This window comes from Shewanella sp. SM29 (genome assembly GCF_025654245.1).
GTDB classification, from domain to species: Bacteria; Pseudomonadota; Gammaproteobacteria; order Enterobacterales; family Shewanellaceae; genus Shewanella; species Shewanella oncorhynchi.
In genome coordinates this window covers 194984-208029 of sequence record NZ_JAKKRN010000005.1, presented here as the reverse complement: position 1 = coordinate 208029, position 13046 = coordinate 194984, and the positions used below count along the sequence as shown (strand labels likewise).

General features: G+C 49.0%; 10 protein-coding genes. 7 read left to right on the top strand and 3 right to left on the bottom strand.

The window, feature by feature from the left end:
• Positions 1 to 213: 213 nt before the first annotated feature.
• The 3 genes from gndA to L5L77_RS05565 form a co-directional block, all read right to left on the bottom strand.
• Positions 214 to 1740, bottom strand: coding sequence for an NADP-dependent phosphogluconate dehydrogenase (gene gndA / locus L5L77_RS05575; RefSeq protein WP_263184994.1), 1527 nt, complete (start codon positions 1738 to 1740; stop codon positions 214 to 216).
• 207 nt (positions 1741 to 1947) lie between these two features.
• Entirely contained in the window at positions 1948 to 2262 is a 315-nt protein-coding gene (gene sugE, locus L5L77_RS05570; RefSeq protein WP_263184993.1) for a quaternary ammonium compound efflux SMR transporter SugE, read from the bottom strand.
• Between the two features lie 294 nt (positions 2263 to 2556).
• The gene (locus L5L77_RS05565) at positions 2557 to 4515 is read right to left on the bottom strand and encodes a propionyl-CoA synthetase (RefSeq protein WP_263184992.1); all 1959 of its coding nucleotides are present in this window, start codon (positions 4513 to 4515) and stop codon (positions 2557 to 2559) included.
• A gap of 291 nt (positions 4516 to 4806) precedes the next feature.
• Here L5L77_RS05565 and L5L77_RS05560 point away from each other — a divergent pair, with 291 nt between their 5' ends.
• The 7 genes from L5L77_RS05560 to L5L77_RS05530 all read left to right on the top strand — a co-directional run bounded on the left by L5L77_RS05560 (position 4807) and on the right by L5L77_RS05530 (position 12919).
• Entirely contained in the window at positions 4807 to 5214 is a 408-nt protein-coding gene (locus tag L5L77_RS05560; RefSeq protein WP_006082318.1) for a MerR family transcriptional regulator, read from the top strand.
• 140 nt (positions 5215 to 5354) lie between these two features.
• On the top strand, positions 5355 to 6524 hold the full coding sequence (locus L5L77_RS05555) for an isovaleryl-CoA dehydrogenase (RefSeq protein ID WP_113940993.1): 1170 nt from the start codon (positions 5355 to 5357) through the stop codon (positions 6522 to 6524).
• A 116-nt stretch (positions 6525 to 6640) separates the two neighbouring features.
• Positions 6641 to 8248, top strand: coding sequence for a carboxyl transferase domain-containing protein (locus L5L77_RS05550; protein WP_263184991.1), 1608 nt, complete (start codon positions 6641 to 6643; stop codon positions 8246 to 8248).
• Between the two features lie 43 nt (positions 8249 to 8291).
• The gene (locus tag L5L77_RS05545; protein WP_263184990.1) at positions 8292 to 9161 is read left to right on the top strand and encodes an enoyl-CoA hydratase-related protein; all 870 of its coding nucleotides are present in this window, start codon (positions 8292 to 8294) and stop codon (positions 9159 to 9161) included.
• Positions 9161 to 11203: an acetyl/propionyl/methylcrotonyl-CoA carboxylase subunit alpha gene (locus L5L77_RS05540; RefSeq protein WP_263184989.1), complete on the top strand. Its 2043-nt coding sequence runs from the start codon at positions 9161 to 9163 to the stop codon at positions 11201 to 11203. Before L5L77_RS05545 ends, L5L77_RS05540 begins: the two co-directional genes overlap by 1 nt.
• Position 11204: 1 nt before the next feature.
• On the top strand, positions 11205 to 12128 hold the full coding sequence (locus L5L77_RS05535; RefSeq protein ID WP_263184988.1) for a hydroxymethylglutaryl-CoA lyase: 924 nt from the start codon (positions 11205 to 11207) through the stop codon (positions 12126 to 12128).
• An 86-nt stretch (positions 12129 to 12214) separates the two neighbouring features.
• The gene (locus L5L77_RS05530) at positions 12215 to 12919 is read left to right on the top strand and encodes a CoA transferase subunit A (protein ID WP_263222264.1); all 705 of its coding nucleotides are present in this window, start codon (positions 12215 to 12217) and stop codon (positions 12917 to 12919) included.
• Positions 12920 to 13046: the final 127 nt, after the last annotated feature.

Genomic DNA, 13046 nt, shown 5'->3' with positions numbered 1-13046 from the left:
GGTTCTAACACATCTGCTAAGCAGGTGAATTCGGTTAGGCGGGTAATATGAGTACGGGCGAGTGCTTCTGAGAGTTGCATAAAAAAATCCGATGACATGAGGTCATCGGATTTTGATCTTTTCAGCGAGATCGTCAAGCGATCTGTCTTAACTGATCGGCATTATCAATTATGAGGGCTTTTTTATAATATTACGTACGAATTTTCACATTCACTAAACCTTAGCCAAGGTGCGCTCTTTGGCGCTCCAATCTAAGTGATATTTCTCGCCGGCTGGGGTATCGATACGCTCAAATGTATGGGAACCGAAAAAATCACGCTGACCTTGGAGCAAGTTTGCCGGTAATGTTTCGCAGCGGTAACTGTCGTAATACGCCAGAGCTGAGCTAATACAAGGTGCTGGGATGCCTTGCATCACCGCAGTCGCGACTGCGGTACGCCATAGGCCTTGCTTTTCAGACAAGGCAGACGCAAAACTGTCCGCCATCAACAGATTGCTAAGATCGGCATTGTCTTCATAGGCTTGAGTGATTGATTGCAAGAACGTCGCGCGAATAATACAACCCGCACGCCAAATTTTTGCAATTTCAGCAAAGTTTAACTGCCATTTTTGCTCATGGGCCGTCATTGCCATCAACTGGAAGCCTTGCGCGTAACAACACACTTTCGCGCAATATAACGCACTTTCAAGGGCTTCAATCAACTGCGGTTTTTGCGCATCATCGATAGCAGGTGCATTTGGCCCAGCCAATTTCTGGCTAAGTTGTAAACGTAAGGATTTTTGGGTACTTACGGCGCGAGCATATACAGCTTCAGCAATCGTCGGTGCCGGACAACCAATTTGTAAACTGCTCACGGCCGTCCACAAACCCGTGCCTTTTTGGCCCGCTTTATCTAAGATCATTTCCACCAACGGTTTACCCGTTAATGGATCGGCCTGTTTTAAGACTTCGGCACTGATCCCCATCAAATAGCTGTTTAAGCTGCCTTTGTTCCAGCGTTCAAACACATCGCCCACTTCTGCAGCGCTCATGCCTAAACCGTCATGCAGCATTTGATACGCTTCGCAAATCAACTGCATGTCAGCGTATTCAATACCGTTGTGCACCATCTTCACATAATGGCCAGAACCCGCAGGACCAATATAAGTCGTGCATGGCTCGCCTTCTGTCACTGGATTACCCGGCTCAAAGCGCTCTATGGGTAAACCTGTACTTGCATCAACCTTAGCGGCAATGGCTTTCCAAATAGGTGCAACGTGATGCCATGCATCGATATCACCGCTTGGCATAAGTGATGGACCGAAACGCGCACCGACTTCACCGCCCGAAACCGCAGAGCTGAAAAATACAAACTGACCTTTGTAGCGCGCTTCACGCTCAACAGTGTCAGTCCATAGGCTGTTACCAGTATCGATAACGATATCATCGGACTCAATTCCGGCAGAAATCAAAGCACTACAGACACCATCGACGGGTGCACCCGCGGGAACAGAAAGCACAAGAATGCGGGGTTTTGTGAGACTGGCTAACATTTCGGTAAGATTAGCACAGCCAAAAATGCGAGGTTCGAGTCCAGCGCGTTCCTGTTTTTCTTGCTGTATAACACCATTAACTTTAACAGGATCGAGGTCAAATGCGCTGACGTGATATTGGTTATCCGCGATGTTTAGCGCGAGGTTTTTACCCATAACGCCAAGGCCAATTACGCCGATATCATTAAGATTGCTGTGGTTTTGCATTATATAATTCCCACGGGTCACAGAGGTTAGAGCTAACCAATTTTGAGGGGTAATTATACCGATCTTTGTAACTTAATTACCAGAGAGAAAAGGCGATGCATACGATTGGCAATCTCGATTACAGTGAGATTGCCAATCCCGTATTGCGAAACGGGTTAGTTAGAACTTAGCCCAAGTGATACTTGTATTGGCACGTTTATCGACAACTTAGTTTGCGAGTTTAAGCCCTAAAACCCCCAGTAATATCAGTATCAAACTGGCAATCTTAAGTAAGCTAACGCCTTCTCCTAAGAGGATAATTCCCGCAATCGCCGTACCCATAGCACCAATGCCGACCCACACGCCGTAAGCCGTACCGATAGGTAGCTGCTTAACCGCGAGTCCTAGTAGCAACACACTCACTGCCATCGACGCTACTGTAAAGATACTTGGCCACAAACGCGTAAAACCGTCGGTATATTTAAGCCCTATAGCCCAACCAATTTCAAATAAACCCGCAAGAACTAATAAGAACCAACTCATAGTGAACTCCCATAAAGGGGTCGTCCCCATGTTAGATTAGGCGTATTTAGGGTCGTCCCTAAGCCATTTGATTACAGTAAAACTGTAGGTGATGATTGTGCGTGATAGCTGTACGTGATGAGCCTGCAAGACTAGCAAATTTGAGGTGAAAATTTCAATCTTTGATTTTGCCGAAATAAGAAATGCCATGCGCAAAAAGCGATAGTAAGCTTGGTCAGTTTACTATCGCCTTGATATTTCAACTCTCTATAAGACCTTTACACTCTTTCTATAAAAACCTTTACGATCTATTTCTTACACTAAGGCATCGGCATAACCCATGCGAGTGAGCGCGGTACGCACTAACTCTAAGGTCTGTGGATCTTCTATGGTCGCTGGCGCAGTATATTGCTGATTATCGGCAATTTTTCGCATAGTACCGCGTAAAATTTTACCCGAGCGCGTTTTAGGTAATTTTTGAATCGCACTCACTAACCTAAAGGAAGCGACGGGACCAATTTCTTGGCGTACCAGGGTTATTAACTGTTTATGCAGCTCTTCATCACTGATCGTCACGCCTTTCTTGAGTACCACTAATCCGAGGGGAACTTGGCCCTTAAGCGCATCATCTACCCCAATTACCGCGGCTTCGGCCACATCAGGGTGTTGACATAACACTTCTTCGAAGCGTCCCGTCGATAACCTGTGCCCCGCTACATTTATGATGTCATCGATACGACTCATAATGTAGAGATAGCCGTCTTCATCGGTATAACCCGCATCGCCAGTTAAGTAGTAACCCGGATACATAGACAAGTAACTATCTTGATAGCGTTGATCATTTTTCCACAGTGTCGTCAATGTCCCCGGCGGTAGAGGCAATTTAATCACTACATTTCCCGAAGTATTGGCCGCAACTTGCTCACCTAATTCATCCAGTACTTCAACCGCATAACCCGGCACAGGTAAAGCTGGCGAACCCGGTTTAATGGTAACCGGTGCTGTACCCATCAAGTTTGCAGCGACAGGCCAGCCCGTTTCGGTTTGCCACCAGTGATCAATAACAGGTTTAGCGAGCTTAGTGTGTGCCCAAACTAAGGTATCGGGATCGCAACGTTCCCCCGCCAAAAACACATTTTTAAGACAATTTAAATCAACACCTTGTAGATATTCACCGTCAGGATCTTCACGCTTGATTGCGCGAATGGCCGTCGGCGCGGTGAAGAAGCTTTTGACCTTATATTTGGCAATCGTGCGCCAAAATGCGCCGGGATCTGGCGTTCCCACAGGTTTGCCTTCATACATTAAGGTTGTAGCGCCCACCAGCAGCGGTCCGTACACTATGTAAGAATGACCCACAACCCAACCCACATCGGACGCAGCCCAAAACACATCACCCGCTTGAATATCGTAAATATGCTGCATCGACCAAGCCAGAGCCACGGCATGGCCACCATTATCGCGTACCACACCTTTAGGCTGACCCGTGGTACCTGAGGTATAAAGCACATACAAGGGATCGGTAGCCTTGAGGGCGACACAATCGGCCTTAGGTGCAGTTGCTAATGCGGCTTGCCAATCTAAGTCACGACCCTCAAGTAAATCGGCCTGATACTGGCTACGATTCAAAATTAGGCAGTGATTAACCTGATGCACTGACTGAGCTAACGCTTTATCTAACAGAGGCTTGTAAGGGATCACGCCCGAAGGCTCAATGCCGCAAGATGCCGACAAGACCAATTTAGGCTTAGCATCATTGATCCGAGTCGCGAGCTCATTGGCAGCAAAGCCACCAAAAACCACCGAATGAATCGCACCTATGCGGGCACAGGCCAGCATAGCGAAGGCGGTTTCAGGCACCATAGGCATATAAATCACCACACGGTCGCCCTTCCCTATACCAATAGATTGCATAAAGCCCGCGAGTCGGCTCACTTGAGCCTGTAACTCCCCGTAGCTAATGCCGTATTCAGTATCAGTAACAGGACTCACATACTGGATAGCCACTTGATCACCGCGTCCAGCCAGCACATGGCGGTCAACGGCGTTATAACAAGTGTTCATCTCACCATCGGCGAACCAGTGATAAAACGGCGCCTGCGATTCATCGAGCACCGTTTGCGCCGGCTTAATCCAATCGAGCGTCTTCGCCGCTTCTCCCCAGAATTCGGCTTTATTAAGCAAGGATGCTTGGTGCAACGCTTGATGTTTTTGTTGGTTCTGTTTTTGATTTGTGGCTTGCGCTACAGATGCATTTTGCTGTTCGGTCAACATATGTCCTCCAATCAGGACTGCGACTCACATCGTCAGCCGCAATAACTACCCCTTCCTGCTTCTATTATTAGCAAGGAGGTCTAAAGCCCACTATTAGACGTTAGCCTATAACCAGAAGATATTTGTGGTTTTATGTGAGAACACTAATTTAAAGCACACGTTTTAATCTCGCGGCACAGGCTTATGGCAATTGGGATTGACACTTTTTTGCCAACAGAATAAAAGCCAAAATCTTTACCTTTACGTAAACTTCATATATCTTGCTTAAAACTGATTATTTAGGGTGCATGAATGAGCGCAACGAACACACCACAAACGACTTACTCGATCAGTGATCTCTCAAAAGAGTTTGATATCACTACTCGTAGTATTCGTTTTTACGAAGACCAAGGTTTGCTTAAACCTAAACGCCGCGGCCAAACCCGTATTTATAGCCTCAAAGACAGGGTGCGTCTCAAGCTCATTCTTCGCGGTAAACGCTTGGGCTTTTCTTTGGCAGAAACCCGTCGCTTGTTCGAATTATACGATGCCGACAAGAGCAGCACCTCACAGCTCAATACCATGCTGGCGCTAGTGGAAGAAAAGAAGTCCGCACTACAACAGCAAATGGACGACATCAAAGTCGTATTGATGGAACTCAATTCCGCCGAGCAGCAGTGCCGTTTAGCCTTAGAAGATAACAAAACGGCAAAAGCCTAAATCCCCGTTGACACAAAATCAAATCAATTTGATGGCGATAACGACTACGGATTTAAGTACAAGATTTAAAAGACTCAAGCACCTAAAAATCATAAAAACTATAACAATCTGAAATTAGAACATCTGAAAGGACACAAGCAATGAACTCTCTCTACACAAGTCTAAATTTTGGCCTAGGCGAAGACGTCGATATGCTGCGCGATGCAGTGCAGGATTTTGCCGCGAATGAAATCGCCCCAATTGCCGCGAAAGTGGATCACGACAATGCCTTTCCCAATGAACTTTGGCCTGTGCTTGGAGGAATGGGACTGCTCGGAGTAACGGTACCCGAAGAGTTCGGCGGCGCAAACATGGGCTACCTAGCCCACGTCGTCGCAATGGAAGAAATCTCCCGCGCATCCGCTTCTATCGGCCTAAGTTACGGCGCCCACTCAAACCTGTGTGTCAATCAAATCAACCGTAACGGTAATGCAGCGCAAAAAGCCAAGTACCTGCCAAAACTGGTGAGCGGTGAGCATATTGGCGCGCTGGCCATGAGTGAGCCAAACGCAGGTTCTGACGTGGTTTCGATGAAGCTGCATGCCCGTAAAGAAGGCGACCGATTCATCTTAAACGGCAACAAAATGTGGATCACTAACGGTCCAGATGCACACACCTATGTCATTTACGCGAAAACCGACTTAACCAAAGGCGCACACGGTATTACCGCCTTTATCGTTGAACGTGATTCGAAAGGTTTTAGCCAAGCGCAAAAGCTCGACAAACTCGGCATGCGCGGCTCTAACACCTGCGAACTGGTGTTTGAAGATGTAGAAGTACCAGAAGAAAACATTTTAGGCGGCCTCAATAACGGCGTAAAAGTGCTGATGAGCGGCCTCGATTACGAGCGCGTAGTGCTGTCTGGCGGTCCGCTGGGGATCATGAATGCCTGTATGGATATCGTTGTGCCTTACATCCACGAGCGTGAGCAATTTGGCAAATCCATCGGTGAATTCCAACTAGTGCAAGGCAAGTTAGCCGACATGTACACAGGTATGAATGCCGCCAAATCCTATGTCTATAACGTGGCAAAATCCTGCGATCGCGGTGAAACCACCCGTAAAGATGCCGCAGGCGCCATTCTTTATAGCGCAGAACTCGCAACCAAAATGGCACTGGATGCAATCCAACTGCTAGGCGGCAATGGCTATGTAAACGAATACGCCACAGGCCGCTTACTGCGTGATGCCAAGCTGTATGAAATCGGCGCCGGCACGTCAGAAATTCGCCGCATGCTGATTGGCCGCGAACTGTTCAATGAGTCGAAATAACGCGAGTTTAAATAATCTCTCACAAGTGAATGGGTAGCACCTCACTGTAACTTACAGTTTGCGCCACCCATTCGAGCAAGGTGATACCGAGTTTCCGCTTTATAAGGACAATCAAAGTGACGCAATTAAGCAGTCGTATCAACGCCCGTAGCGATGAATTTAAAGCAAAATCAGACGATATGGCCGCCCTAGTGGCCGATCTTAAAACTAAACTCAATAAAATCGAACTCGGCGGCGGCCCTGTGGCGCTAGAGCGCCATTTATCCCGCGGTAAATTGCTGCCACGTCAACGGGTTGAAAAGCTGCTCGATGCGGGCTCGCCCTTTTTAGAACTGTCGCAATTTGCCGCGTTTGAAGTCTACAACGAGGAAGTGCCCGCAGCGGGCATTATCGCCGGTATCGGCCGTGTGAGTGGTGTCGAATGCATGATCATCGCCAACGACGCTACAGTTAAAGGCGGCACTTACTACCCGATTACCGTTAAAAAACACCTTCGCGCCCAAGATATTGCCAGCCGTTGTCACTTGCCTTGTATCTATTTAGTCGACTCTGGCGGCGCTAACCTGCCCCGCCAAGATGAAGTCTTCCCCGACCGCGACCATTTCGGCCGCATCTTTTACAATCAAGCGCAAATGTCCGCTAAGGGCATTCCCCAAATTGCAGTGGTGATGGGCTTATGTACCGCAGGCGGCGCCTATGTGCCGGCCATGGCGGATGAATCGATTATCGTAAAAGATCAAGGCACTATCTTCTTAGCCGGTCCGCCATTAGTGAAAGCGGCCACAGGTGAAGAAGTCAGCGCCGAAGAACTCGGCGGCGCAGAAGTGCACACTAAAATTTCCGGCGTAGCGGATCATTTAGCCCAAAACGATGAGCACGCGCTGGAGCTTGCCCGCCGCGCGGTATCACGCCTGAATCATCAAAAAGAAATCAAATCACTCTTAAGTCCTGTCAAACCACCGAAGTTTGACATTAGCGAACTGTACGGCATTGTCGGCACCGACTTGAAAAAGCCCTTTGATGTTAAAGAAGTGATTGCCCGTATCGTCGATGATTCTGATTTTGATGAGTTTAAAGCCAACTATGGCGCAACCTTAGTGTGCGGTTTTGCCCGTATTCACGGTTACCCAGTCGGCATTGTCGCCAACAACGGCATTCTGTTCTCTGAGTCGGCGCAAAAAGGCGCGCACTTTATCGAACTGTGCTGCCAGCGCAAAATTCCGCTGCTGTTCCTACAAAATATCACCGGCTTTATGGTGGGTAAAAAGTACGAACACGAAGGCATAGCCAAACACGGCGCTAAGATGGTGACTGCGGTTTCTTGCGCCAATGTACCTAAATTCACTGTGATTATTGGCGGCAGCTACGGCGCGGGTAACTACGGCATGTGTGGCCGCGCGTTCGAACCGACCATGATGTGGATGTGGCCTAACGCCCGTATTTCTGTGATGGGCGGAGAGCAAGCCGCAGGCGTTCTCGCCACAGTGCGCCGCGACGGTTTAGCCCGTAAAGGTGAAGAATGGTCACTTGAGGATGAAAAAGCCTTTAAAGCGCCGATTGTCGCCCAGTACGATAAAGAAGGTCATCCGTATCATGCCAGTGCCCGTTTATGGGATGACGGCATTATTGACCCAGCGCAAACCCGTGATGTGGTCGGCCTTGCCCTATCGGCGGCATTAAATGCTCCTATCGAAGACACACGCTTTGGTGTGTTCCGTATGTAAACCATACGTATACACAGCAAATCAATAAGATAGGGAAACAGTTATGACAAATTTACCAATAACGCCACAGGAATTAAGCAACTTGCAGCACGTGAGTTACTCACTCAATCACGGCGTTGCCGAGCTTATCCTTGACCGCAGCGATGTGCACAACGCCTTCGATGAAGTGATGATTAGCGAGATGATTAGCGTCCTTAGCTATTTTGCTGAGCACAAGGATTGCCAAGTGTTGGTACTCAAAGCGAACGGCAAAAATTTCAGCGCTGGTGCCGATCTCAATTGGATGCGCAAACAAGCCAAAATGGACTTTGAGCAAAATCTAAATGATGCCAAAGCCTTAGCAAAACTGATGCAGGATCTTGATACCTTTCCTAAGCCCACCATTGCACTTGTGCAAGGTGCAGCCTTTGGCGGCGCACTGGGGCTGATTTGCGCCTGCGATATCGCTATCGCCACGACGCGCGCCAGCTTTTGCTTGAGCGAAGTGAAACTCGGATTAATTCCAGCAGTAATTAGCCCTTATGTTGCCCGCGCTATGGGTAATCGTGCATCGCGCCGCTACATGCTGACCGCCGAGCGTTTTAGTGCAGAAACCGCATTAAAGCTTAACGTCATTCATGAGATCAGCGATGACTTAGACGCCGCCGCAAAGCCTATGATTGACGCGCTGCGAGCCAATAGCCCGCAAGGCATGGCATGGGTAAAAACACTGCTGTCGCATCTTGAAGATGGCGTGATAGACCAAAACACCATTGATTACACTAGCGAGCGTATCGCCCGCATTCGGGTATCAACCGAGGGCCAAGAGGGCTTAAACGCCTTTTTTGAGAAACGTCAGCCTAACTGGCAACAAGCACACTCAACGCCCTCCAAGCCCATGCAAAAGCCAAGTGATACCCAAGGAGCCCTTTGATGTTGACCAAGCACATGTTTACTAAGTTATTGATTGCTAACCGCGGTGAAATCGCCTGTCGCATCATCAAAACCGCCCATGCCATGGGCGTTCGCACCGTTGCCCTATATTCCGATGCCGATAAAGAAGCGCGCCATGTCGCCATGGCCGACGAATCTTTCTATTTAGGCGGCAGTGCGCCGGCAGACTCCTATTTAAAGGGCGATTTGATTATCGACATAGCCAAAAAAGCGGGCGCACAAGCGATTCACCCAGGTTATGGTTTCTTGTCTGAAAATGCCGACTTTGCCCGTAAATGTGAAGCCGCTGGCATCGCCTTTGTTGGCCCAGGCAGTGATGCTATCGATGCCATGGGCAGCAAAAGCGCCGCTAAATCTATTATGACGGCGGCAAACGTGCCCTTAGTGCCGGGTTATCACGGCGATGACCAAACCGATGCGACCTTAAAAGCGGAGGCACTGAAAATCGGCTTCCCTATGCTGATCAAAGCGGCTTATGGTGGCGGCGGTAAAGGCATGCGTATCGTCGAGAATGAAGGCGAAATCATGGAAGCCGTTAACTCGGCGCGCCGTGAAGCGGCCTCTTCTTTTGGTAACGATAAGTTATTGATGGAGCGTTATTTACGCCAGCCGCGCCACGTCGAAGTGCAAGTGTTTGCCGACACCTTTGGCAACGCGATTTATTTATCGGATCGCGATTGTTCGATTCAACGTCGCCACCAAAAAGTGGTCGAAGAAGCGCCAGCGCCAGGGTTAAGCGATGCACTGCGCGCCCAAATGGGTGAAGCAGCCGTCGCGGCAGCCAAAGCCATCGATTATGTTGGCGCGGGCACTGTGGAGTTTCTGCTCGACACAGACAATAGCTTCTATTTTATGGAGATGAACACCCGTCTGCAGGTTGAGCATCCAGTGACTGAAATGGTCACTGGCCAAGACTTAGTGAAATGGCAATTGATGGTCGCCAGCGGTCAGCCACTGCCCCTTAAGCAAGATGAAGTGCGGATCCACGGCCATTCCTTTGAAGTGCGTATTTATGCCGAAGATCCACAAAATGAGTTTTTACCCGCCAGTGGTAAGCTCAACTTTTTGCGCGAACCCGAGCAAAGCAAATACGTGCGTATCGATTCGGGCATTCGCGAAAATGATGTGATCAGTAACTTCTACGATCCTATGATTGCCAAGCTTATTGTTTGGGATGAATCGCGCCCGCGCGCCCTGCAGCGTTTAGTGCATGCCTTAGAGTCGTATCAAATTAGCGGTCTTAAGCACAACATTGAGTTTTTGGCGAACATTGCCGAACACCCAGCGTTTGCAAATGCCGACTTTAGCACTGACTTTATTGGCCGTTATGGCGACACCTTAATTGGTACAGCGTCAAGCGAAGCCGACACTGCCCTTGCCTTTGCCGCGCTGTATCAAGTGCTTGCCCGTAAAGAAGCCGCCAAAGCGCAAGCGATCAACAGCGCCGATCCTTACTCGCCTTGGGGTCAAGTCAGCGGCTTTAGACTCAACAGCTGCAGCCAGCACAATATTGCCCTACTCGATGATGCCCATGAATTGCAGCAGTTAGTGATGCTCGATTTAGGTGGCATGTATCAGCTACCGCTGCACGGACAAGATTGGTTGCTAAATGGCGAGCTGAAACAAGATTTACTGCTCGCAGAAATCAACGGCCATAAGAGTAAAGTGCCCGTTAGTGCCCAAGGTGATGACTTTACGCTGTTTTTATCCTCTGGCAGTTACCACTTTAAAGCAGTGCAAACACTCGTGGTCGAAGAGCAAGCCAGCAATGCTGACAAGTTAAAAGCGCCCATGAACGGTACGGTAGTGACCCATTTAGTCGATGTCGGCACACAAGTGAAATCGGGCCAAGGTTTGCTAGTGATGGAAGCCATGAAGATGGAATACACCATCGAAGCCCCCTTTGATGGCATAGTCACTGAGTTCTACTTTAAAGCGGGCGAGCTGGTCACCGATGGCGCAACCTTGCTTAACGTTGAGCCGTTAGAGACAGACGAGCCAACCGCGATCAAGGAAGCCTAAGATGTCGTTAGCCAATCTAAGCCAAGCAGCGAACGCCAAAGACACGGTCAGCATCTTCGAGATGGGCGCGCGCGACGGACTTCAAAACGAAGTCGCAGTGCCGACTGCAGCAAAAATCGCCTTGATTGAATCGCTGGCAGATGCAGGGCTTAAGCGCATCGAATCCGGCAGTTTTGTGTCACCCAAATGGGTGCCACAAATGGCCGATTCTGCCGATGTGCTCAAGCAAATACAGCGTCAAAGCGGCGTGGTGTATAGCGCGCTCACGCCCAACGTCAAAGGCTTTGAACTGGCACTGGATGCAAAAGCTTCCGAAGTAGCGATATTTGGCGCCGCCTCACAAAGCTTTAGTCAACGCAATATCAACTGCTCGATTGAAGAGTCGATTGAACGCTTTATCCCTTTGATGGAATTAGCAAAAGCGCACAATATTCCAGTGCGCGGCTATGTGTCCTGCGTGCTAGGTTGCCCCTACGAAGGTGAGATAGCGGTCAGTGAAGTGGCCCGTGTGTCTGAAATCCTTTACAAAATGGGCTGTTACGAAATATCGCTCGGCGACACTATTGGTGTAGGCACGCCGCAAAAAGCCCGTAGAATGCTGCAAATAGTGGCTGAGCGCGTCCCAGTCGAAAAACTGGCACTACACTTTCACGACACCTATGGCCAAGCATTAGCCAACATTTTGGCCTGTTTAGACTTAGGTGTGCGGGTGTTTGACTCCTCGGTTGCGGGTCTTGGCGGTTGCCCTTATGCCAAAGGCGCATCGGGCAATCTTGCCACCGAAGACTTAGTGTATATGCTGCACGGCATGGGATTCGAAACGGGTATCGATTTACAAAAACTCGCGTTAGCAGGGCAAGCGATCAGCACGCAGTTGAATCGCAACAACGGTTCAAAAGTGGCCACCGCCCTATTAGCAAAATAGAACAAAATAATTAACGACACCAACAACCGTTATTAAAGACGCGCGTCATTCGCAGCGCGTTTTATAAAGCATAAAAGGACATCACAATGGCAGGACTCAATAAAGTCGTCAGCAGCTATGAAGAAGCGTTAGCAGGCTTATCGAACGACATGACCATTATGGTCGGCGGCTTTGGCCTATGCGGCATTCCAGAAGGCTTAATCAATCAAATGGTTAAGATGGGCGTTAACGGTTTAACGGCGATATCAAACAACGCGGGTGTTGACGATTTCGGTCTCGGATTACTGTTAAAACATCGCCAAATCGCCACTATGATAGCCTCTTACGTGGGCGAGAATGCCACCTTTGAACAGCAAATGCTCTCTGGCGAACTGAACGTGATTTTGACTCCACAAGGCACATTAGCGGAAAAAATCCGCGCAGGCGGCGCAGGTATTCCGGCATTTTTCACCGCTACAGGCTACGGCACGCCAGTCGCTGATGGTAAAGAAACCCGCGAAATCAAAGGTCGCCATTACGTGTTAGAAGAGTCGCTGACCGCAGATTTTGCCTTAGTGCGTGCATGGAAAGCCGATACCATGGGTAATTTGGTATTCCGTAAAACCGCCGCCAACTTTAACCCTATGATGGCGACCGCAGGCAAAATCACTGTGGTTGAAGCCGAGTTTATTGTTGAGCCGGGCGAGCTAGATCCAGATCATATCCACACGCCGGGCATCTATGTTGACCGCGTTATTCAAGGCAAGTTCGAGAAACGTATCGAGCAGCGCACGGTAAAAACCGCGAAATAAAAGGCGCTGGCAAAACCTTGAAACACAGTTAACGCAATTGGCACTTAGCTCCCTAAAGTAAAAACTAAGGGTAAAAACCTAAGAGTAAAGACCAAAGCGTCAAAGCCAAATAGAAAGGATAGATATC